The 20,991-nt window shown below is 38.7% G+C and carries 25 protein-coding genes; all 25 read right to left on the bottom strand.

Annotated features, from left to right (window positions below; all coding sequences use genetic code 11):
* Positions 1 to 31: 31 nt before the first annotated feature.
* The 25 genes from BUE08_RS07845 to BUE08_RS07725 all read right to left on the bottom strand — a co-directional run bounded on the left by BUE08_RS07845 (position 32) and on the right by BUE08_RS07725 (position 20,219).
* A complete protein-coding gene (locus tag BUE08_RS07845; RefSeq protein ID WP_059034234.1) occupies positions 32 to 292 on the bottom strand; it encodes a stage V sporulation protein S in 261 nt (86 codons plus the stop codon).
* A gap of 117 nt (positions 293 to 409) precedes the next feature.
* Complete coding sequence (rnc, locus tag BUE08_RS07840; protein WP_059034236.1) at positions 410 to 1,129, bottom strand: ribonuclease III; 720 nt, start codon at positions 1,127 to 1,129, stop codon at positions 410 to 412.
* Between the two features lie 6 nt (positions 1,130 to 1,135).
* A complete protein-coding gene (fabF, locus tag BUE08_RS07835; RefSeq protein WP_059034238.1) occupies positions 1,136 to 2,380 on the bottom strand; it encodes a beta-ketoacyl-ACP synthase II in 1,245 nt (414 codons plus the stop codon).
* Positions 2,381 to 2,478: 98 nt separating this feature from the next.
* Complete coding sequence (acpP, locus tag BUE08_RS07830) at positions 2,479 to 2,718, bottom strand: acyl carrier protein (RefSeq protein WP_059034240.1); 240 nt, start codon at positions 2,716 to 2,718, stop codon at positions 2,479 to 2,481.
* A gap of 52 nt (positions 2,719 to 2,770) precedes the next feature.
* Positions 2,771 to 3,514 (bottom strand): 3-oxoacyl-[acyl-carrier-protein] reductase, encoded by a 744-nt coding sequence (fabG, locus tag BUE08_RS07825; RefSeq protein WP_059034242.1) that lies wholly within the window; start codon positions 3,512 to 3,514, stop codon positions 2,771 to 2,773.
* 4 nt (positions 3,515 to 3,518) lie between these two features.
* On the bottom strand, positions 3,519 to 4,454 hold the full coding sequence (gene fabD / locus BUE08_RS07820; RefSeq protein WP_286680684.1) for an ACP S-malonyltransferase: 936 nt from the start codon (positions 4,452 to 4,454) through the stop codon (positions 3,519 to 3,521).
* 11 nt (positions 4,455 to 4,465) lie between these two features.
* Positions 4,466 to 5,410, bottom strand: coding sequence for an enoyl-[acyl-carrier-protein] reductase FabK (gene fabK, locus BUE08_RS07815; protein ID WP_213951255.1), 945 nt, complete (start codon positions 5,408 to 5,410; stop codon positions 4,466 to 4,468).
* Positions 5,411 to 5,445: 35 nt separating this feature from the next.
* Positions 5,446 to 6,426: a beta-ketoacyl-ACP synthase III gene (locus BUE08_RS07810; RefSeq protein ID WP_213951256.1), complete on the bottom strand. Its 981-nt coding sequence runs from the start codon at positions 6,424 to 6,426 to the stop codon at positions 5,446 to 5,448.
* Between the two features lie 4 nt (positions 6,427 to 6,430).
* Positions 6,431 to 7,429: a phosphate acyltransferase PlsX gene (gene plsX, locus BUE08_RS07805; RefSeq protein WP_286680683.1), complete on the bottom strand. Its 999-nt coding sequence runs from the start codon at positions 7,427 to 7,429 to the stop codon at positions 6,431 to 6,433.
* A 23-nt stretch (positions 7,430 to 7,452) separates the two neighbouring features.
* Positions 7,453 to 8,034: a transcription factor FapR gene (gene fapR, locus BUE08_RS07800; protein WP_059034252.1), complete on the bottom strand. Its 582-nt coding sequence runs from the start codon at positions 8,032 to 8,034 to the stop codon at positions 7,453 to 7,455.
* 160 nt (positions 8,035 to 8,194) lie between these two features.
* The gene (locus BUE08_RS07795; RefSeq protein ID WP_213951257.1) at positions 8,195 to 8,518 is read right to left on the bottom strand and encodes a phasin family protein; all 324 of its coding nucleotides are present in this window, start codon (positions 8,516 to 8,518) and stop codon (positions 8,195 to 8,197) included.
* Positions 8,519 to 8,538: 20 nt separating this feature from the next.
* A complete protein-coding gene (secF, locus tag BUE08_RS07790; RefSeq protein WP_213951258.1) occupies positions 8,539 to 9,411 on the bottom strand; it encodes a protein translocase subunit SecF in 873 nt (290 codons plus the stop codon).
* Positions 9,408 to 10,667, bottom strand: a complete 1,260-nt coding sequence (secD, locus tag BUE08_RS07785; protein WP_286680682.1) for a protein translocase subunit SecD — start codon at positions 10,665 to 10,667, stop codon at positions 9,408 to 9,410. The genes secF and secD overlap by 4 nt, the downstream gene beginning before the upstream one ends.
* Before the next feature lie 164 nt (positions 10,668 to 10,831).
* Positions 10,832 to 10,981: a six-cysteine ranthipeptide SCIFF gene (scfA, locus tag BUE08_RS07780; protein WP_286680681.1), complete on the bottom strand. Its 150-nt coding sequence runs from the start codon at positions 10,979 to 10,981 to the stop codon at positions 10,832 to 10,834.
* An 80-nt stretch (positions 10,982 to 11,061) separates the two neighbouring features.
* Complete coding sequence (yajC, locus tag BUE08_RS07775; protein ID WP_083497756.1) at positions 11,062 to 11,361, bottom strand: preprotein translocase subunit YajC; 300 nt, start codon at positions 11,359 to 11,361, stop codon at positions 11,062 to 11,064.
* 143 nt (positions 11,362 to 11,504) lie between these two features.
* Complete coding sequence (gene tgt, locus BUE08_RS07770) at positions 11,505 to 12,623, bottom strand: tRNA guanosine(34) transglycosylase Tgt (RefSeq protein WP_286680680.1); 1,119 nt, start codon at positions 12,621 to 12,623, stop codon at positions 11,505 to 11,507.
* Positions 12,624 to 12,627: 4 nt separating this feature from the next.
* On the bottom strand, positions 12,628 to 13,254 hold the full coding sequence (locus BUE08_RS07765) for a transporter associated domain-containing protein (RefSeq protein ID WP_281795245.1): 627 nt from the start codon (positions 13,252 to 13,254) through the stop codon (positions 12,628 to 12,630).
* A 15-nt stretch (positions 13,255 to 13,269) separates the two neighbouring features.
* A complete protein-coding gene (gene queA / locus BUE08_RS07760) occupies positions 13,270 to 14,295 on the bottom strand; it encodes a tRNA preQ1(34) S-adenosylmethionine ribosyltransferase-isomerase QueA (RefSeq protein ID WP_281795242.1) in 1,026 nt (341 codons plus the stop codon).
* A 35-nt stretch (positions 14,296 to 14,330) separates the two neighbouring features.
* Positions 14,331 to 15,860 carry a SpoIID/LytB domain-containing protein gene (locus tag BUE08_RS07755; RefSeq protein ID WP_286680678.1) on the bottom strand — a complete coding sequence of 510 codons (1,530 nt, stop codon included), beginning with the start codon at positions 15,858 to 15,860 and terminating at the stop codon, positions 14,331 to 14,333.
* A gap of 23 nt (positions 15,861 to 15,883) precedes the next feature.
* Positions 15,884 to 16,885 (bottom strand): Holliday junction branch migration DNA helicase RuvB, encoded by a 1,002-nt coding sequence (ruvB, locus tag BUE08_RS07750; protein WP_286680677.1) that lies wholly within the window; start codon positions 16,883 to 16,885, stop codon positions 15,884 to 15,886.
* Positions 16,886 to 16,897: 12 nt separating this feature from the next.
* The gene (ruvA, locus tag BUE08_RS07745) at positions 16,898 to 17,482 is read right to left on the bottom strand and encodes a Holliday junction branch migration protein RuvA (protein ID WP_213951262.1); all 585 of its coding nucleotides are present in this window, start codon (positions 17,480 to 17,482) and stop codon (positions 16,898 to 16,900) included.
* A gap of 2 nt (positions 17,483 to 17,484) precedes the next feature.
* Entirely contained in the window at positions 17,485 to 17,985 is a 501-nt protein-coding gene (gene ruvC, locus BUE08_RS07740; protein ID WP_059034271.1) for a crossover junction endodeoxyribonuclease RuvC, read from the bottom strand.
* 90 nt (positions 17,986 to 18,075) lie between these two features.
* Positions 18,076 to 18,804, bottom strand: a complete 729-nt coding sequence (locus tag BUE08_RS07735) for a YebC/PmpR family DNA-binding transcriptional regulator (RefSeq protein ID WP_059034273.1) — start codon at positions 18,802 to 18,804, stop codon at positions 18,076 to 18,078.
* A gap of 43 nt (positions 18,805 to 18,847) precedes the next feature.
* Positions 18,848 to 19,570, bottom strand: coding sequence for an NAD(+) synthase (gene nadE / locus BUE08_RS07730; RefSeq protein WP_286680676.1), 723 nt, complete (start codon positions 19,568 to 19,570; stop codon positions 18,848 to 18,850).
* Positions 19,571 to 19,583: 13 nt separating this feature from the next.
* A complete protein-coding gene (locus BUE08_RS07725) occupies positions 19,584 to 20,219 on the bottom strand; it encodes a YigZ family protein (RefSeq protein ID WP_059034278.1) in 636 nt (211 codons plus the stop codon).
* Positions 20,220 to 20,991 lie beyond the last annotated feature (772 nt).

The raw sequence follows: 20,991 nt of genomic DNA, 5'->3' as shown, positions 1-20,991 counted from the left end.
CAAAGACAGGTACCAGATATGATAAGATTTTCTAACGGGGCTCTACAATAAACTTTATGGCTGTTCTTTCTTCGCCGTCGATCTCGATTTCCGCAAAAGCCGGAATTGCTATAAGATCTATTCCGTTCGGCGCTACAAAGCCTCGTGCAATAGCTATGGCCTTCACTGCTTGATTTACCGCTCCGGCTCCCACCGCTTGAAGTTCGGCCACGCCTTTTTCCCTTACTACGGTTGCTAGCGCTCCTGCCACAGACTTAGGATTTGATTGTGCTGACACTTTTAGTACTTCCATTTCAGATGTCCCCCTTAATTTTCCAATGTGAGATTTATTTGATATTAATTTTAATAAGGCTACTAATTATATATTCGATGATTATTTCAGATTTCCTTCTTTTTTGCAGTATTTCTCTTAAATCTCACTAAAATTTATCTTATCAAGGGCTGCCTTTGCGGCCATTTGCTCAGCTTGTTTTTTACTTTTGCCTCCGCCTTTGCCTAAAATCTTATCTTTCCACACTACTTCTACCTGAAAAAGCTTATCATGATCCGGCCCGGATTCGCTTATTACATTATAAATTATCTTTTCATCACCAAACTTTTGCAAAAGTTCTTGAAGGTCGGTTTTGTAGTCGAAGCCGCACTTGCCATTTACAGCCTTTTTTATGATTTCTTCTAAGTTTTTAATTATAAAATCATACGCAATTTTATATCCCTTATCGATGTAAATCGCACCAATTAAAGCTTCAAAAGTATCTGCTAAAATAGAAGCTTTTTCCCGGCCGCCCGTATTCTCTTCACCCTTGCTCAAAATCAAATACTCATTTAGCGCAAGTTGCCTTGCGATATTTGCAAGGCTTGATTCGCAAACTGTGAAAGCTCGGACTTTTGTCATTTGTCCCTCGGTCAAAAAATCATAGTTTCGATAAAGATACTCGCTTATAGCAAGTTCTAGCACTGCATCGCCAAGGAATTCGAGTCTTTGATTATTTTCCTGATGGAATTTCTCTTTTTCGTTGGCAAGAGATGGGTGGACAAACGCTTGATTTAGAATACTTATATCACTAAATTTTATGCTGATTTTCTCTTCTAAAATCGTCAATTGCTGAAGCCTTTTTTCATCCATTGACATTTAAAATTATACCTCTTTATATTTTTTTACTACAACACTTGCGTTCTGTCCCCCAAAACCCATGGAGTTAGATAAAGCAACGTTTACCTGTCTTTTTATAGACTTGTTAGGCACATAATTTAGGTCGCACTCAGGGTCGGGGTTTTCATAGTTAATCGTCGGCGGTATTTCATCATTATAGACAGCTAAGGTGGCAGCAATAAATTCTATGGCACCAGCAGCACCTAATAAATGACCGGTCATTGATTTTGTTGAACTTACGGCAAGCTCATACGCATGTTTACCAAAGGTATTTTTTATTGCCATAGTCTCAAATTTATCATTTAAAGGTGTAGAAGTTCCATGGGCATTTATATAATCCACATCTTCGGGTTTAAGGCCCGCATCTAAAATCGATGCCATCATCGCTCTTGATGCTCCTTCTCCTTCCGGAGCAGGCTGCGTTAAGTGATAGGCATCTGCAGTTGAGCCATACCCCACAATTTCACCGTAAATTCTTGCATTTCTGCTAAGGGCGCTTTCAAGGGTTTCAAGTATAACTATTCCTGCGCCTTCACCGATTACAAAACCGTCCCTGTCTCTGTCAAAAGGTCGGCTAGCCTTTGTCGGTTCATCGTTTCTTGTTGAAAGTGCCTTCATAGATGAAAAACCTGCTAAAGAAAGCATTGTTATTGAGGCTTCAGTGCCTCCTGACACAATTATATCCGCATCTCCCCGCTGAAGTACTCGAAAGGCTTCCCCGATAGCATTTGTTCCTGAAGCACATGCAGTTACGACAGTAAAATTAGGTCCTTTTAAATTAAAAGCCATTGCAGTTTGCCCTGATGCCATATTGATTATCATCATAGGGATAAAGAAAGGACTTACGCGCCTAGGTCCTTTTTCCAGAAGAATAGTATGCTGTTCTTCCCAGGTGTTAGCTCCTCCTATGCCTGAACCTAATATAACGCCAACTCTCGTTGGATCAATCTTTGAAAGGTCAAGTTGTGCATCCTCAAATGCCATTTTGGTTGCTGCAACTGCAAATTGAGTAAATCTATCAAGCCTTTTTAGCTCTTTTCTATCGATATAATCTTCAGGATTAAAATCTCGAACTTCGCCGGCTATCTTTGACGGCAAGTCTTCAGCATTAAATGCCGTAATCTTATCTATGCCTGATTTGCCGCCTATAAGGGAATTCCAAAACTTATTTATTCCTATCCCTACAGGCGAAACTACTCCCATTCCCGTTACCACTATACGTTTGTTCATCGCAATCCTCCTATGATGGCGCTTATTATTTATTGTATATATAGTGTATATATAGAAAAATAAAGTCCCGTAAATGAAGCTACGGGACATTTCAATCTTTATGCGGAATAATTCTTTATATAATCTATGACATCTTGCACTGTTTTTATCTTTTCCGCATCTTCATCAGGTATTTCTATATCAAATTCCTCTTCAAAAGCCATTATTAGTTCAACGATATCGAGGGAGTCTGCACCCAGGTCGTCAATGAACGATGCCTCGGGAACAATTTCATCCTCGTCAACCCCTAGTTGATCTGCAATAATCTGCTTTATTCTATCGAATACTTCGCCTTCCATATAAGTTTCACCCCCCTTCACAAACACATATATATGCCGATTACTTATTCTATTATAAAGTTAAACCGCCGTCAACAGCAATAACCTGTCCCGTAATATAACTTGCATCTTCCGATGCTAGAAAAGCTGCTGTCTTGGCTACATCTTCAGGATTGCCAAGCCTTTTTAGCGGAATATTCTTGCTGATATCGCTATCTTTTTGGAGCAAGGAAAGAGTCATATCTGTTCTTATAAATCCAGGTGCAATTGCATTTACCGTAATATCACGACTTCCAAGTTCCTTTGCAAGAGATTTAGTAAAGCCTATTATTCCGGCTTTAGCTGCTGCATAATTTGTTTGCCCGGCATTACCGTAAATACCTACAATAGATGAAATATTTATTATCCTGCCGCCTTGTTTTTGTTTTAGCATATATCTTACACATGCTTTTGACGTGTTAAACACGCCCTTTAGATTTACATCTATAACTTTGTCCCATTCTTTTTCGGTCATTCTAAGAAGCAAAGCATCTTTTGTAATTCCTGCATTATTCACCAAGATATCTATTCTGCCGAATTTGTCATATATATCTTTTACCATCTTCTCTACTTGCTGAAAATCAGATACATCCGTTTTAAAGGTTTCAACTTTTGCACCCAATTTTCTTATCTCCTCAGCCGTTTGGACCGCTGCCTTTTCATCAGAAGAATAATTTAATGCTATGTCAGCACCATTTTTTGCAAACTCGATACATATACTTCTGCCAATTCCTTTTGACCCGCCCGTTACCAAACAGACTTTGCTGCTAAGATTCATTTATTCAGCCTCCAAAATAGTTAATCGTTTTTTGCAGTGATTCACTATCTCCGGCATTTAAAACAGTAACATCTTTGCTAATTTTTTTAACAAAACCGCTCAATGCCTTACCCGGTCCAACCTCTACAAAAACGTCGGCACCAAAATCCATCATTTTTCTAACGCAGTCTTCCCAAAAAACAGGAGAATATACTTGCCTTATCAAGAATTCTTTAATTGCGTTACTACTTGGTACAATTTCGGCATTTACATTTGCAACTACCGGAATTTTTGGATTTGTTATGTCTACTTTTTCAAGTTCTACAGAAAGCTTTTCGGCCGCAGGCTTCATTAAGCTGCAGTGAAACGGGGCGCTTACAGCAAGCGGTATAGCCTTTTTTGCGCCCTTCTCTTTTGCAAGCTCTATAGCTGCGCTTACTGCTTTAGCCTCGCCTGCGATGACTATTTGGCCCGGGCAATTGAAATTTGCTGCTTCAACAACACCTTCTTTAGATGCTATGCTGCAAATTTCTAATACCTCTTCTTTTGTAAGGCCTAGGATAGCAGCCATGCCTCCTTCACCAAGAGGCACAGCTTCTTGCATGAATCTACCGCGTTTCTGTACTAAGGGAACTGCCTGCTCAAATTTTATTGATTCTGCTGCAACGAGTGCAGAATATTCACCTATGCTTAAACCCGCAACTATATCCGGAATTATGCCATTTGCTTTAAGGATGGAAAAGCATGCCGTGCTGTGTGTTAAAATAGCAGGCTGAGTATTTACAGTCTCCTGCAATTTTTCCTCGGGACCTTCGAAACATATCTTTGATATTTTTTCGTTTAAAGCTTTATCGGCTTCATCGAAAATATAGCGTGCCTCTTTAAAATTATCATAAAGATCTTTTCCCATGCCAACATATTGGGCGCCTTGTCCGGGAAAGATAAATGCCAGTTTGTTCATTGCTAACCTCCTTATACAACATAGTCTTGGAGCTTTTTTATCAATTTTTCAGCATTAGTGATTATTTCTTGTATAATTTCGGCTACAGGCTTTATGTCAGAAATTAGGCCTGCTATTTGCCCTGCCATAACAGAACCGTTTTCTACATCTCCTTCAACTACTGCAAGCCTTAATTTGCCACTTCCCAGCTCCTCTAGTTCTTCTACAGGCGCAAGATTCCTTTCCATTTCTTCGAATCTATTTGTAAGCTTATTTTTCAACACTCTTACCGGGTGCCCCGTAGTCTTTCCCGTTACTGTAGTGCTCCTATCTTTAGCTTTTACAATAGCTTCTTTAAACTTTGGATGTGCAGTACATTCTGTTGAACACACAAAACGTGTACCCATCTGAACACCTTCAGCGCCAAGTGCCAATGCCGCCACAAAACCTCTAGCATCAGCTATTCCACCGGCAGCTATAACCGGTATGCTTACCGCATCTACCACTTGAGGTACGCTTACCATAGTTGTTAAATCTCCTATATGTCCGCCGCACTCCATCCCTTCCACCACCAGTGCGTCAACCCCTGTTTTTTCCAGTCTTCTGGCCAGCGCAACCGATGAAACAACTGGCATAACTTTTATGCCTGCTTCTTTTAGTCTTGGTATGTATTTTCCCGGATTTCCAGCACCGGTAGTTATTACTTGAACATTTTCTTCGATTACCAGATTCATTATTTCATCTACGAATGGCGACATAAAGTATACATTTACACCAAAAGGTTTATCAGTCAGAGCCTTTGCTTTTTTTATTTCGCCCTTTACTACTTCGGCCGGAGCGCTTCCTGCGCCGATTATACCCAGCCCGCCGGCGTTAGACACAGCCGCTGCAAGTTCTGCTGTCGCAACCCAAGCCATGCCGCCCTGAATTATTGGGTACTTGATATTTAACAGTTCACAAATTCTTGTATTAAACATTTTACTGCCTCCTAAGCATCAGACCTTTTTTCAATTTAAAGGCTCCACTCTATTAGATTTGCGCCCCACGTCAGTCCAGCTCCAAACCCTACCATAACTATTTTGTCGCCTTTTTGGATTCTTCCTGCATTTAGCGCTTCGTCTAGTGCTACAGGAATAGACGCAGATGACATATTGCCATATTTATCAAGATTTACTATTACCTGCTCCCGAGGGAATTTTAAGCGTTTTACAGCAGCATCTATTATTCGTATGTTGGCTTGATGCGGAATAATATAATTTATGTCTTCTAAGGTTAAGTCAGCTTTTGCAACAACTTTTTTTACGCTGTCTTCCAAAATCTTAACAGCGAATTTAAATACCTCGTTTCCATTCATCTTTATGTAATGTCGGTGGTTTTTAACCGTTTCAAAACTGGCAGGCTCTTTAGTGCCGCCGGCGGGTAGCTCTAATAAATCGGCCCCACCTCCGTCAGCACCTAAAATGCTTGCAAGGACACCTCCGGATTCAACTTGGCTTAATACCGCAGCTCCTGCTCCATCTCCAAAAAGAACGCAGGTATTGCGGTCTTCCCAATCAGTAAATTTTGAAAGCACTTCAGCTCCTACAACAAGAGCATTGCGAAACTGTCCTGTAGCTATATATTGGGCAGCGGTAGTTACTCCGTAAATAAAGCCGCTACAACCTGCCTGCAAATCAAAAGCCGCAGCATTTTTAGCCCCGATTTTGCTTTGTATAATACATGCTGTTGACGGGAAAAATTTGTCCGGGCTTGATGAGGCTGAAATAATAAGATCGATATCTTCAAAGCTCAGCCCTGCCTTGCCTATTGCGATTTTTGCAGCTTCAGCTCCCAAGTCCGATGAGCAGACATCATCATCAGCTTTTCTTCTGTAAGAAATTCCGGTTCTTTCAACGATCCATTCATTTGATGTATTTACTATTTTTTCTAAATCAAAATTCGATAAAATACTATCCGGTAAATAGGAACCTGTTCCTATAATTCCAACTCTCATTTGACTATTCTCCTTTTTCCGTAACCGACTTTAGTCCTTCCCTGAGCTTTTCGTTAATACTTGAAATTACCGAATTATAAGCCACATTTATGCCATTTTCAATGGCTTTGCTGTCAGATGAGCCATGGCATTTTACCAAAACTCCGTCAATGCCTAAAAACATAGCGCCGCCATATTCTGAATAATCCATACTTGAGCGAATTTTTTCTATTGCAGGCTTTAAAAGGGCGGCTCCGGCTAAATATCTGGGGCTTTTTTTGATTTCATTTTTTAACTGATGGAAAATATACATCCCGAATCCTTCAACGGTTTTTAGAAAAATGTTTCCTGTAAATCCATCACATACTACTACATCAAAATCGCCGTCAAATATATTTCGCGCCTCAATGTTTCCTTTAAAATTTACGCTGCTTATTTGTTTTAGCTCCGAATATGCCGTCTTTACTACAGAATTGCCTTTTTCTTCCTCAGTTCCGATATTTAAAAGGCCGACAGTAGGATTATACTTATTTAGTATTTCCTTAGAATAAATGCTTCCCATTACTGCAAATTGTACAAGATTTTTTGGTTTTACTTCGCTGTTTGCTCCAATATCCAGCATTAAAATCGGACCTTTAGCCGTTGGACAAAGTGTCGCGATTGCAGGTCTGTCAATTCCTTCTAATCTTCCGAGAATAAATAAGCCGCCGGCCATTAATGCGCCGGTACTGCCTGCCGAAACCATTGCTTGGGCCTTTTTGTCTTTTAACATTTTTAAGCCCTTCACAATAGATGAATCCTTTTTTTTACGAATAGCATTAACCGGTTGCTCATCATATGTAATTACTTCTTGCGCATTCGCGATTTCTATATTTTTGTCGGAATCTTTTAAATACGGTCTAATTTTCTTTTCATCGCCTACTAAAATAATTTCTATTTCAGGGTTATTTGAAGCATTTAAAACGCCCTTTACTACTTCTTCAGGCGCCTTATCGCCCCCCATTGCATCAACTATAATCTTCAATTGCCCTAGGCGCCCCCCTTCTCTTATTCTTCTGCTTCTATACTATCTTCTAATGATGCTAAGATGAATTTGCCTCTAAAAACCTCTTTTTGTTTTACATATGTTCTTACAAAAACAAACTTTTTGTTTCCGCGAACCCTTGTAACTTCTGCTTTAGCAACAAGTTTTTGGCCTGCGTATACAGGCAATTTATATTTGATGTTTGCAACCCCGGTAAGTGCCACTTTAGCATCGATAGTTGCTATTGCCAGTGAATTTGCCTGAGCAAAAATAATATCTCCTCGTATAACCTTTGTTTTTCCAAATGTCATATTGTTATTGGTTTCTAGAATCGAAATACCTCTTTTATCTAGTTCCAAATCTACTAATTCTCCAACTATTTCGCTTACATCGATAGATTTAACTTTGGCATAACTATCCTGTGCTACAGCTCTAATTCTTTCTCGAAGCTCGGGCAGCTTCAATTCCATTCGGTCCAAGCGTATTGTTTGAACGCTCACATTAAATCTTTCTGCTAATTCTTCATCATTTAAAAAAGGATCTTCGGCAATTGTTTCAAGTAAAAGTTTTTGCCTTATTTTCTTCGGCAATCCTCGTTTTGGCACTAGATCACCTCAATATTAGCTGTTTTTAGGAGTAGATGTTAATAGTATATCTTATTAAAAAATAAAAATCAATAGACTTGAATATGTGAAATTGAAAACTCAGAAAGAGAAGGCTCCGGCTTTACTGATTTTTAAGCCGGAGCCTTTAATAAAGACAAAATCACTTATTCTTTTTTTGCGATTCCATTTCTCCCTTAATTTGTGCTAATTCTTTTTCCAGTTCAGAAATTCTTTTTATAGCCTCGTCGAATTCTGTTCTTGTTACAATGTCTAAAGATGCCACAGCACTATCCACTTGCTCCTTGATTTTTTGCTTCAGTTTTTCGTTTTCTTCCTTGGCTTTTTTCATCAACGTGCCTAGTACGTCTTTTCCCTCTTCTTGAGTCATCTCACCCTTTTTCACCAGTTCAGAAATTACTTCTTCCGCTTTTTCCCTTGTAATCGTTGCAAGGCCTATGCTTGCGTAAATCATCTCTTTCAGCATTTTCCTTTCACCTCACTTATTTATGCTTTTACTGTTTTGGTCCTATCTCTAAAAATCTCCCAAAGCGGAGTTGCTATAAAAATCGAAGAATATGTTCCGCTTGCAATTCCAATAATAAGTGCTAAAGAAAAATCTTTTATTGTTTCCCCACCTAAAAGGAACAATGCAGTAATAGTTATAAGTGTTGTCAGGGAAGTATTTATTGATCTTGCTAGTGTTTGAGTAATACTTAAATCTGCAATTTCTGTGAAAGAGATTTTTTTCATGGTCTTAAGGTTTTCTCTGATTCTATCAAAAACCACGATTGTATCGTTTATCGAGTAACCTACGATTGTCAGAACCACAGCTATAAAAGTGCTATCAACCGGGATATGAAAAATCGCATAAAAACTTATGATAATCAATACATCATGAACCAAGGCTAAAACTGCTGCTACAGCTGACTTGAATTCAAATCTGAAGGTTATATAAATAAGCATTCCAATATTAGCCAAAATCAAGGCAATAATCGCTTGCTGCCTCATTTCCTTGCCGATTACTGCATCAATGGTTTCTGCTTGAATCAATTCAGTATTTGGCCATTTTTGCTTTAACGACTCCGAAATTTTATTCTGCATATCTTCTGATATTGCGGTAGTTTTTATTATTAATTCTTGTTGAGTATCTCCGCCTTTTTTAACTTCAAATTCGCGTATGTCAAGTTGTTCTAAGATACTCCTGGCATCTGCCAATTCAAAAGACTGATGAATATCAAACTGCAGCATATTTCCACCTGTAAAATCGATACCCCAATTAAAACCTTGGAATATCAAGAATGCAATCCCAATAATAATTACTGCAAGGGAAAGGCCAAACCATAGATACTTTTTTTCTATTATCTTATATGCCTTCATTTTTTCACCCCTTCTACGCCGAACAATAGCTTGATATTCTTGAACGAATGAACATTGATTAAATTTGCAAGAACTATTCTTGTTACCGTTACCGCTGTAAACATGCTTACTGCGATACCAATTAGTAAAGTTACTGCAAAACCCTTTATTGATCCGGCGCCAAAGTATAATAGAACAACTGCAGCTATAGCCGTAGTTACGTTTGAATCTATTATAGTTGAAAAAGCTCTGGTAAAACCTGCGGTAAGCGATGCTCTTAAAGTTTTGCCATTGCGAAGCTCTTCTTTCATTCGTTCGAATATAAGCACATTGGCATCAACCGCCATGCCAATTGATAGTATGAATCCTGCAATACCCGGAAGTGTGAGCGTCGCTCCAATAGCTGAAAAAATATTTAATACCAGCATTATGTAAATCAGTAATGCAAAATCCGCTACCAGTCCCGGCAGTCTGTAATATATGAACATAAAGAGTAAAACAATTATAACACCGATTACACCGGCTCTTAAGCTCTTATTTAATGAATCAGAACCTAGTGTTGGACCTACCGTCATAACTTGTCGCTGTTCAAGATCAACAGGTAAAGCGCCTGCGCGAATAAGTGCTGCAAGTTCCGCTGCTTTTTCAATACTTTCAAGGTTTGTAATAACTGCTTCGCCGTTTGCAATAACATCTTGTACTACCGGAGCTGATATTACTTCGTTATCAAGAACTATTGCAATGGGTTTACCTAAATATTCTTTTGTAGCTTCAGCAAATTTTTTTGCACCTTCTGCATCGAATTTCAGGCTTACCATCGGCTCATTTTGCTGACCGTATACCGCTTTTGCGTCCTGCACATCATCGCCTGTTAAAATAACTTTGCTGTCAGGTCCTACAAACTGTAACGATGCTGTTTTGCCGATAATCTCCAGTGCCTTTTTAGAATCCTCTACTCCCGGAAGCTCAACTAAAATTCTATTGCTTCCCTGTCTTACTATTAAGGGCTCGGCTACCCCTAATTGATCTACCCTACTTCTGATGACTTTTTCTGCCCCTGCCATCTTTTCGTCTGTTATCTTTTCGCCGGGCTTCGGCTTTGCTTCAAGAAGTACTGACACTCCTCCGCGTAAATCAAGGCCTAATTTAATTGAGTCTTTAATAGGAAGCACTTTGTAGTCCCCTATTTGAAAACCAACCAAGGTTGCATAGCCCAAAATAGCTGCTGCAATAACTATAGCAATTATTTTGATAAGGCTTTTTGTCTGTGAGTTCATACTAAGTCCCTTCTTCCATTCCTCTAAGTACATTTTTTATTATATTTCAATTTAACACCTTGTCAAGTGAACTACTCACCACTTACTCATTTATTCATTGAAATGGGAGCGTCTTGGTTAAAAAAGCTAAATTTTTAAACACAAAAATAGGGCCTTCCGGGCCCCTACTTTACTTTAGAACATACTTGATTGGCTACCGTGCATGAAGTCTTGCATGCAGATTGGCAAGATGATTTGCACTTGCCGCAGCCTCTATGGGCAAGGCTATCTTTGCTGTTTAAACAGCCCTTATACAAAGGCGTAATATGTTTCACTTTAAAAGCCCTCCTTCCGTTTACCCTCGATTTTAAAACATTATATCATACAACTTTAGAATTTTAAAGGAGGTATAGTTTTATCGCTCTTCCTCGGCACTGTTGCCGTTCTTTTTCCTGATTACATTTCCAATAGCAGACCTGGAAACCTTAATCTTAATTTTATCGCCTACATCAAGGGTCACGACATCATCTTTTATGTTAAGAACTTTACCATATATGCCGCCTACTGTTATTACTTCATCACCTTCTTTTAAATTCGAAAGCATATTTCTGCGATCTTTTTCACGTTTTTGCTGTGGCCTAATTATCATGAAATAAAAGATTGCAAAAATAATTATGATAGGACCAAACTGCTGCATAAATGTTGCTGGATTCACTTTATCTCATCCTTCCTTTCAAAATATATTTTTCATATTAATTAAGTTCTATGTTAAAACAAGAAATCCTTTAAATATAATATAATTTATATTATTTTATTTTTGATTTTAATGATAAGTTTCATTAAAAAGGATGTAAATATTTACATTATATTCGGGATGCCAAAATCAGCAAAGAATTCATCTTTCAGTTCTAATAAATAATCTCCTTCGATAGCTTTTTGTATCTTTTGCATAAGATTTATCAGAAAGTAAAGATTGTGGTAAGTTGTAAGCCTGAGACCTAAAATTTCGTTAGCACTTATTAAGTGGCGAATATAAGCGCGGCTAAAGTTCCTACATACATAACAATCGCAGGTTGGGTCTAGCGGCCCAAAGTCTCTAGCATATGCAGCGTTGCGGACTACTAATTTTCCTTTTTTTGTAAAAACAGTGCCATGTCTTGCAATGCGTGTCGGTAAAACACAGTCGAACATATCAATACCTCGTATTACTCCCTCAAAAAGATCTTGAGGGGTCCCAACACCCATTAAATACCGCGGCCTTCCATCCGGCAAAAGAGGGACGGTAAAATCCAGCATCTCATACATCATCTTTTTGGGCTCTCCTACACTTAAGCCGCCTATTGCATATCCCTCAAAGTCTAAGGATGTGATATCTTGCGCACTTTTTTTTCTAAGCTCTTTGTACACTCCGCCTTGGACAATCCCAAAAAGTGTCTGCGTCTCGGTGTTTTTATGGGCTTTTTTACATCTTTCGGCCCACCTTGTGGTTCTTTCTACGGACCGCAAAACATACTCATATGTGGCAGGATAAGGTATGCATTCATCAAAGGCCATCATTATATCGCTGCCTAGGGCATTTTGTATTTCCATTGAGGTCTCGGGGCCTATAAAATGTAAGGAACCATCTATATGAGACCTGAAAGTTACTCCCTCTTCTTTTATTTCTCTAAGTTCTCCTAAGCTAAATACTTGAAAGCCTCCGCTATCAGTTAAAATAGAACCATTCCAATTCATGAATTTGTGCAAACCGCCGGCTTCTCTAATAAGCTCATGTCCCGGTCTTAAATAAAGGTGGTAGGTATTACCTAAAATTATTTTTGCTCCAATTTCTTCAAGTTCATCAGGTGTCATAGTTTTTACTGTGGCCTGAGTGCCAACAGGCATGAATATGGGAGTTGAAAAGCTGTTATGGCATGTTTCAAGCCTTCCAAGCCTTGCAGATGTATTTGAAGATTTTTTTACAACATCAAACTTCATAATTTTATTCATCCTTTTCGTCACACTTTACTACTTTTAACTCTCTGATAAGTTCTCCGTCCATAGACAGTATTGTAATTTCCGCATCGTTGACTCTTATACTTTTTCCCTCAGATAGTCCACATTGCCCTTCTTTACAAAGTTTTACGACTAAGCCTCCAATTGTGTTTGCAATATTTTCAGGAATATTAGTGTGCAATTTTTTATTTAAATCTCCAATCAGCATAGCCGGATTAACAATATTTGCATCTATAAAAAAAGTCTTTGCCGGTTCAAAATGCTTATTTATAAAAAACAACCCACCTACGGCAAGTATGCCCAAAACTATATCCAGCATATTTTTGGAATCAATTAACATTTTGCGGGCAATAGCGTATAATAAAACTTCAATAACGCTAGCCGGTGTATGTTTTATCAGCATTACGGCAAGTTCCAGCCCTATTACCAATGCAAGTATATGTCCTAAAAACGCCTGTACTATGGGGAAGCTTTCTGTAGGCGGAGTTTCATATATTATTTTAAGGTACCGCAAAATATCGACTGATCCAACTATAACACCTAAGATTACGAAAAAAGCCAAAACAGATTCTAAAATAATTATAGTTTTTGCAATTCGAGAAGAAATTTTCATTGGCCGCACCTTTCATTATATTATGAGCATTGCATCGCCAAAACTAAAAAATCTGTATTTCTCTCTTATAGCTTCTTCATAGGCCTTAAATACCTTTTCTTTCCCTGCAAAAGCGCTAACCAGCATTATAAGTGTGGATTTAGGGAGATGAAAATTGGTTATAAGTGCATCTACAACTTTAAACTTGTATCCGGGATAAATGAATATATCAGACCATCCATTTCCGGGTTTTACCATACCGTTCTCGTCTCCAATGGTCTCTAATGTCCTTGTAGAAGTAGTGCCTACTGCAATAACTCTTTTACCGGTCTCCTTTGTCCGGCAAATGGTTTCGGCAGCCTCGGGGCTTACTTCGTAATACTCGGAGTGCATTTTATGCTCTTCAACATTTTCAACTTTTACAGGCCTAAATGTTCCAAGCCCTACATGAAGCGTTATAAAGACTATAGATACGCCTTTTGCCCTTAGTTTATTTAACAGCTCCTCGGTAAAATGAAGGCCTGCTGTAGGCGCGGCTGCTGAACCAGGTATTTGTGCGTATACGGTTTGGTAGCGATCTTTATCTTCTAATTTCTTTTTAATATAAGGAGGAGTAGGCATTTGTCCCAGTTTATCTAAAATCTCTTCAAAAGAGCCCTCGTAAAAAAATTGCATCAATCTGCCGCCATAATCAGTGTTATCCAAGACTTTAGCAGTAAGCTGACCATTACCAAAGACAATTTCTTCTCCTTTGCGTGCTTTGCTGCCGGGCTTAACCAAGGCTTCCCATACATCGTTTTCAATAGGCTTTAACAGGACTACCTCAATTCTACCCCCTGTCTTTTGACGGCGCCCAATCAATCTAGCCGGTATTACCTTAGTGTTATTTAGGACCAAGCAGTCACCTTTTTGCAAATAATCAATGACATCCTCAAAGATTTTATGTTCAATTTCTCCTGTTGATTTATTCAGCACAAGGAGTCTGGATTTTGAGCGATTTTCTATAGGTTCTTGAGCTATTAATTCTTCAGGTAAATCAAAATCAAATTCTTCTAATTTCATTTTTTGCATCTGCATCTTCTTTCAAAAACAAGAGTTTATGGTGTAATCTCAACACCAGTATAATAATGGTATAAAATTTCAGTATAACTGTAGCCATTTTCAGCCATTGCTTTGGCGCCCCACTGGCTCATTCCTACCCCATGGCCACAGCCATGGCCGGATATGACATATATATCATCAGACGTATTTGGTGTATTATAACTGCTGGTTATCTTTTTTGCTATACCTTCTGCCGAAATGACTGCACAATCGCCTTTTGTGTGGTTTATACCCTGTTGGCTTAAGATATTTATGCCAGATAACCGAATATTTTTCTTTGAGCCGTCTCCTGAGAGCACGGCAAGCGCGAGGTTCGCAGCCGGTACTGCTGTCTGATCTTGCGCTATATCAAGATAATTGCTCTTTAATTGAAGCAGGTTTCTGATGTCATCTGAGCTGAGCAAAGTCTCTCCCTTTGTGCCCTTTAAAAGCAGCTTTTTCGCTCTTCCCGCCAAAGTGGTTTCGGCAATTATAATTTCTTTGATGTCGCCAATGGAACTTGATGCATAGGTATTGTATCTTTTGCTTAACTCATCTAGTGATATCTGCCAAGTTTCGTAAGGAGATTGAGAAGGAACTATATCGTCCACCGGCTGCAAATAAGGTAGATCTATTCCAAAAACATCTTTGCACGCCTCTGTTCTGCCACCACTGTCAGCATGATAAAAAGCAGTTATGGGTTTGCCATCATATAAAAGGATTTGTCCGCTGGTTTGGTCAACTGCCTGATTGGTCTTTGCAGTCTCCTCGCTAAACCCTCCATATACTTGATCAGAAGAACCGGCACTTACATCAAAACCATAGTTTTGCCATTTTCCCAAATTTGCAACTGCATAGGTCCTGGCTGCTACTGTTTGTGCTTTCAGGGCTTCTATATCCCAATTTGAAGGCATTTCGCAAGGTATAACTCCATATAGATATTCGTCTAAACCTAACTCATTTACAACTTGAATTAAATTTCCAGAAGTTGTCATCTCAAGCATCCCGCGATATCTTCTACCTTCTATGGATATAGGAGTCTTTAGATCTGAACCGGCAAAAAAGACTGGGCTCTCGGCTGAAACAGGAAGTATAACCGCCGGATATTTAGAATCGCCTTTAATCATTATTAAATCAGAGGCTGCATTACTATTATTTGAATTGTTATCAACCCATACAGACCAACTGTTATCAAAGAATAAGTAGCACTTTGTTCCCCTGTTTATAAGTTTTGCTCCATATTCTGCCGCAGTTTCCCTATCGCTAATACCACTTTTTTCCGGAGTAAAATTTGAGGAACTAGCGCTGCAAACCTCTAATAACTTATCAGAAAAACTTACTACTGTAAAGGGGTTTTTATTCTGTATCCTTCCTACTACAAATCCTACATCAGAAGAGAGCTCGTAAGAATTTCTGCTGCTGCTTCCGTAATAAAGTCCCACTTTTATTTTGTTCGGAATGGTTATATTTGCTTCAGACCCTTGAGTAGGAGTATTTACGCTAAAAATAAATGTAAATGCAATAAATAATACAAACCACCGTTTCATTTTATTTCCAGGCCTCCTGACAATCAATCACTTCGTTTTCTACCTAAACATTCATATGCCTTATCTGAGGCTATCCTACCCCTTGCCGTTCTGAATATGTAACCTTCTTGTACAAGATAAGGCTCGTAGATATCTTCAATTGTGGAAATATCCTCATTGAGCGCAGCAGCAATAGATTCAATGCCAGCAGGACCACCGTCAAATTTTTCAATTAGTGTAATCAGCAGTCTGCGATCATTCCTGTCAAGTCCGTTGATATCAATTTCTAAAAGCCTCAATCCTTCTTTAGCAATTTCCACTGTAATTTTTCCATCGCCTCTAACCTGAGCAAAGTCTCTAATCCGTTTTAGCAATCTGTTTGCAAGGCGAGGAGTCCCTCTAGAGCATAATGCTATACGCTCTGCAGATTTATCATCTATATCCACCTTCAAAAGTGCAGCTGACCTTTTTATAATCTCTACCAGTTCCGGTATTTTATAAAAATCCAAATGCAGGCTTACGCCAAAACGGTCTCTTAGAGGAGATGTTAATTGCCCTGCTTTTGTAGTAGCTCCAACTAAAGTAAATGGACTTAAATCAAGTCTCATGGATCTTGCGCTAGGCCCTTTTCCTATCATGATGTCTAAGGCAAAGTCTTCCATGGCCGGATATAATATCTCCTCAACGCTTGGATGCAATCGGTGGATTTCATCAATAAAAAGCAGATCCCTTTCTCCAAGGTTTGTAAGGATTGCAGCCAGATCTCCTGCTCGCTCTATTGCCGGCCCAGACGTTATCCTTATATTCACGCCTAGCTCTCTTGCGATAATATAGGCAAGGGTCGTCTTGCCAAGGCCTGGCGGTCCAAATAGTAAAACATGGTCCAGGGCTTCTCTGCGCATCAGAGCTGCTTCAATAAATACTTTAAGGTTCTCTTTTACGCGCTCCTGCCCGATGTATTCGTCAAAAGTTAAAGGCCTTATACTTTTTTCATATTCGATTTCTTCATCATTTTTTATAGACGGAGCAACAATTCTATCATTCAAAGTTTTCACCCTTTATTTCGACATTTTTTTAAGTGCAGCTTTAATTATATCTTCTAAGTTTTTGCTATCTTTTACCAAATCATCGCTTAAGGCTAAATTAACCTCCGCCGAGCTAAATCCCAAAGAAATAAGTGCTTCCTTTGCTTCCGAAATAAAATCTTCGGTGTCTTCGTCTGAAGTTGACACAGGAAGATCTTTGATTCGATCTTTTAGCTCAATTATGATCTTTTGAGCTGTTTTTTTTCCTATTCCAGGAACCTTTGTTAGTTCATTAACATTTTCTGTTAAAATTACATTCTTTAATTTTGCTGCATCCATTAACGAAAGCACCGAAAGTGCCACTTTAGGCCCCACACCTGAAACCTTATTTAAAAAAAGATATGCTTGTCGCTCTATTTTATCAAAAAAGCCAAAAAGCTCTATTGCATCTTCTTTTAGTAATAAATGTGTGTAAAGTGTAATAGTCTCGCCTTTATAATTTTTAATTTTATCGTAACTATACATCGAAATATCGGCTTTTATACCTACGCCGGATATGTCCACAACAGCAGTGGTAGGTTCGACAAAAACCAGTTTACCTTTTATGTATTCTAACATGGCTAAAATCCTCTGGAATCTATTATATTTTGGAGCTTATATGAATGCATATGGCATAAAGCTACTGCCAGTGCATCGGCGGCGTCATCCGGTTTTGGCAGCTCGTTCATGTCAAAATAAATCTTTATCATCTGCTGAACTTGAATTTTATCCGCATGGCCGTATCCTACTATTGCTTGTTTTACCTGAAGAGGCGTGTATTCATATACATCGATATTCGACAACGCGGCAGACAAAAGCGCAACTCCGCGCGCTTGTCCCACAGAAATTATAGTCTTAGCGTTTTTGTTAAAAAACAGTTCTTCAACAGCTATTGCATCAGGTTTGTAATTATCTATCAGCTCAAGGTAGCCGTTGTGCAATATCCTTAATCTTTCTGGAATTGAAACTTTAGGAGATGTCCTTATTGTTCCATAGTCAACAATATATGGCTTGCCCTTCTCATTTGAAATTATTCCATATCCGCTTATAGCAATGCCGGGATCTATTCCCATTATCAACATAAAAATCACCCTTAGTGTAATTCTACATCTAACGGTGATTCTCCTTCTTTAAGCATATAAAATTGGAGGTAGTTTGTGATTTAAATTAATCTACTCAGCAGGTTCATAGTTTGTATAGACATTTTGGACATCATCGTGGTCTTCTAATGCCTCTATAAGTCTTTCAACTTTTTCACATTCTGATTCAGACAAGCTTAAAGTGGTTTTGGGTATATAGGTCAAATCCGCAGAAAAAATCTTAATCCCGTTTTTCTCAAAAGCATCCTTTACAGCCGCAAAGTTTTCAACGCTTGTTGTAACTTCAATCGAATCTTCCTGCTCGTCCACATCTTCAGCCCCTGCATCTATGGCAAGCATCATTATCTCTTCTACATCTGTGCTGTCATCTTTTTCAATAATTATTAAACCTTTCTTTTCAAACATCCATGCAACACAGCCTGTTTCGCCGAGATTTCCTCCGTGTTTATCAAATATATGCCTCATCTCTCCTGCCGTACGGTTTCTATTATCTGTTGTAGCATCAACTAGGATAGCCACACCGCTTGGGCCATAGCCCTCATACATGATTTCCTCATAGTCGGCACCACTAAGTTCGCCAGTTGCTCGTTTTATGGCTCGTTCTATATTTTCATTAGGCATATTCACCTGTTTTGCTTTTTCAATTACGTCTTTGAGTTTTGAGTTTGAGTTAGGATCGGGGCCGCCCTCCCGAACCGCTACAATGATTAATTTGCTGAATCTGGTATAAATTTTCCCTTTTTGAGCATCCATCTTGGCTTTCTTGTTCTTTATATTTGCCCATTTAGAATGACCCGACATATTCCGAATTCCTCCTTTTGAAGATAATACATAGAAAAAAATATTACTCTAATATAAACTCCGGTTTTTTTGCAAGTGACCGCTTGTGCTCGCTTCTTTTATTCAACAGCTCTATGCGCTCTTTTACTTTTGGATCTGCTCTGCCGGTTAAAATGTAGTTGTCTAACTCTTCGTAAGTAATACCCATTTCGCTCTCATCGGTTTGTCCGCTCCAAAGACCTGCGCTAGGCGCTTTATCAATGATTTTTTGCGGTATACCTAAATAAGATGCCAGCATCCTAACTTGGCTTTTTACAAGATTTGCAATGGGCATCAAATCGGCCCCACTATCTCCATGCTTTGTAAAATAGCCTACCACAAGCTCGCTTTTATTTTCTGCCCCTACGACAAGATAATTATTTAGCCCTGCGTAATAATATAATGTTGTCATACGCAAGCGAGGTTTGATATTAGCTTTTACAAGCTTATCTTCGGTTTCATCAACAACTTTAAGAAACTCATCATAAACACTATCTAAGGTAACAACTTTATATTTTATATCGAACTTTTCAGCCACAAGTTTTGCATCAAGTTCATCGTTTTTGTCGCTATGGCATGGCATTATAAGACCTAATACATTGTCGCCAAACGCTTTTTTGCATAAAACGCTTACAACCGACGAATCTACACCTCCGCTCATACCAAAAACAGCTCCACTGGCCCCTGCGTTTTTAACATAATTTTTTAACCATTCAACTAACTTATCACAAAGTTTTTCCATATCCATATAATACCCCTCCTTACATATCAACTGCTATAAAGCACGATCCTGTAAGTTGCATTTGAGCGGTTCCAGAAGTGATATTTAGCACAAGTTTTTCTAGATCGCATATAGAACTTTTAGGGATGCATGCCTTAATTTTAACATTTTCAGCATAATCTGTATCAAATATTTTTATGTTCCGCTGCTCAAATTCCCACTGCAACTTTCCTAGTATATCATAATTTATGACAATTTCATATATATTACAATTAACTTTCCTTATAATACCCGAATTTTTTATGCCTCTTGCGGCACTTTCACTATACGCCCGCACTAAGCCACCGGCTCCAAGTAGTATACCGCCAAAATACCTTGTAACCACTATTAAGACATTTCGCAAGTTATTTGCCTTAATAACTTCTAACACAGGTCGTCCGGCGGTTCCGGAAGGCTCGCCATCATCACTGAATCTTTGGATTTCATTGTTTAAACCGGTAGTATATGCATAAACATTGTGTGTTGCGTTCCAATGTTTTTTTCGGACCATTTCCAGTAAATGCTCTGCTTCATCGGCATTTTCTACAGGAAAAACATTAGATATAAATTTAGATTTTTTGCATTCATATAAGCTCTCCGACTGCCTTGCCACTGTAAAAAATTCATCTACACACATAATAAAAACTCCTAAATTTGTGAACTATTCAGCATTGAAATACCGAGCTTCGTAATTATAGGCTACAAACTTTAATACACCTGACCTATATATTACCAGCCTGCTCAATACCGCTGCTAGTTGCTCTTTAGCCATTATATCATAAAATAAATATTCAAACCACCCTTTAAAACCGGGCAACTTTCTCGCTCTCCCTCGGCTCTCAAAACTTCCTCTTCAGCAATATGCAATTTTAAATAAAGAATCTTTGCTCGCATCTTCCGGTGTAAGTAAAGATTCTTTCGCTTTCTCAGGATGTCAAATTGGGCATATCTTAGGGCAAGTTTAAGAATATCTTAGAATAGAGGTTTAGCAATCTCTAGATGGCACAACTAGTCAAATTTTGGGCAAGCCTTATCACGATAAGCATTGTGGCGGCAGGCCTTAAATGTCAGACAGTCTAAGTATGCGTCCGCACATGTGTTTAGTTAGCAAGCCTTGGTGCGACAAATCTGAGCATGTATTGCTGAGTATTAGTATGATAAGTATTATATAGCAGGCAGTATGAGCATGTGTTGGTAAGTCTTAGTATGACAAGTTTAAAGGCAGGGGTTCATATATATTGAGATTGGGTAAGCCTTATTTATGCAGGCTTAAGGTTTAGAAAGAGTCTAATCCAAAGTTCGAATCTATATATGTATTAAAACTTTTGTACATAAAAATGGCTCCTCGAGCAGGATTCGAACCTGCGGCCCTTCGGTTAACAGCCGAATGCTCTACCGCTGAGCTATCG

This window comes from Tepidanaerobacter sp. EBM-49, assembly GCF_001896645.1.
GTDB lineage: Bacteria > Bacillota > Thermosediminibacteria > Thermosediminibacterales > Tepidanaerobacteraceae > Tepidanaerobacter > Tepidanaerobacter syntrophicus.
Note: the sequence above shows the minus strand (reverse complement) of the source record. Positions and strands in the feature narration are given on the sequence as shown.

What these genes read in the sequence shown, in the direction of transcription:
- BUE08_RS07845 (WP_059034234.1), bottom strand. Translation starts at nt 292, where the DNA reads ATGGAAGTACTAAAAGTGTCAGCACAATCAAATCCTAAGTCTGTGGCA.
- rnc (WP_059034236.1), bottom strand. Translation starts at nt 1,129, where the DNA reads ATGTCAATGGATGAAAAAAGGCTTCAGCAATTGACGATTTTAGAAGAG.
- fabF (WP_059034238.1), bottom strand. Translation starts at nt 2,380, where the DNA reads ATGAACAAACGTATAGTGGTAACGGGAATGGGAGTAGTTTCGCCTGTA.
- acpP (WP_059034240.1), bottom strand. Translation starts at nt 2,718, where the DNA reads ATGGAAGGCGAAGTATTCGATAGAATAAAGCAGATTATTGCAGATCAA.
- fabG (WP_059034242.1), bottom strand. Translation starts at nt 3,514, where the DNA reads ATGAATCTTAGCAGCAAAGTCTGTTTGGTAACGGGCGGGTCAAAAGGA.
- fabD (WP_286680684.1), bottom strand. Translation starts at nt 4,454, where the DNA reads ATGAACAAACTGGCATTTATCTTTCCCGGACAAGGCGCCCAATATGTT.
- fabK (WP_213951255.1), bottom strand. Translation starts at nt 5,410, where the DNA reads ATGTTTAATACAAGAATTTGTGAACTGTTAAATATCAAGTACCCAATA.
- BUE08_RS07810 (WP_213951256.1), bottom strand. Translation starts at nt 6,426, where the DNA reads ATGAGAGTTGGAATTATAGGAACAGGTTCCTATTTACCGGATAGTATT.
- BUE08_RS07795 (WP_213951257.1), bottom strand. Translation starts at nt 8,518, where the DNA reads ATGCTGAAAGAGATGATTTACGCAAGCATAGGCCTTGCAACGATTACA.
- secF (WP_213951258.1), bottom strand. Translation starts at nt 9,411, where the DNA reads ATGAAGGCATATAAGATAATAGAAAAAAAGTATCTATGGTTTGGCCTT.
- secD (WP_286680682.1), bottom strand. Translation starts at nt 10,667, where the DNA reads ATGAACTCACAGACAAAAAGCCTTATCAAAATAATTGCTATAGTTATT.
- tgt (WP_286680680.1), bottom strand. Translation starts at nt 12,623, where the DNA reads ATGAAGTTTGATGTTGTAAAAAAATCTTCAAATACATCTGCAAGGCTT.
- BUE08_RS07765 (WP_281795245.1), bottom strand. Translation starts at nt 13,254, where the DNA reads ATGAAAATTTCTTCTCGAATTGCAAAAACTATAATTATTTTAGAATCT.
- queA (WP_281795242.1), bottom strand. Translation starts at nt 14,295, where the DNA reads ATGAAATTAGAAGAATTTGATTTTGATTTACCTGAAGAATTAATAGCT.
- BUE08_RS07755 (WP_286680678.1), bottom strand. Translation starts at nt 15,860, where the DNA reads ATGAAACGGTGGTTTGTATTATTTATTGCATTTACATTTATTTTTAGC.
- ruvA (WP_213951262.1), bottom strand. Translation starts at nt 17,482, where the DNA reads ATGTTAGAATACATAAAAGGTAAACTGGTTTTTGTCGAACCTACCACT.
- ruvC (WP_059034271.1), bottom strand. Translation starts at nt 17,985, where the DNA reads ATGTTGATAATGGGAATAGATCCCGGCATTGCTATAAGCGGATATGGA.
- BUE08_RS07735 (WP_059034273.1), bottom strand. Translation starts at nt 18,804, where the DNA reads ATGTCGGGTCATTCTAAATGGGCAAATATAAAGAACAAGAAAGCCAAG.
- nadE (WP_286680676.1), bottom strand. Translation starts at nt 19,570, where the DNA reads ATGGATATGGAAAAACTTTGTGATAAGTTAGTTGAATGGTTAAAAAAT.
- BUE08_RS07725 (WP_059034278.1), bottom strand. Translation starts at nt 20,219, where the DNA reads ATGTGTGTAGATGAATTTTTTACAGTGGCAAGGCAGTCGGAGAGCTTA.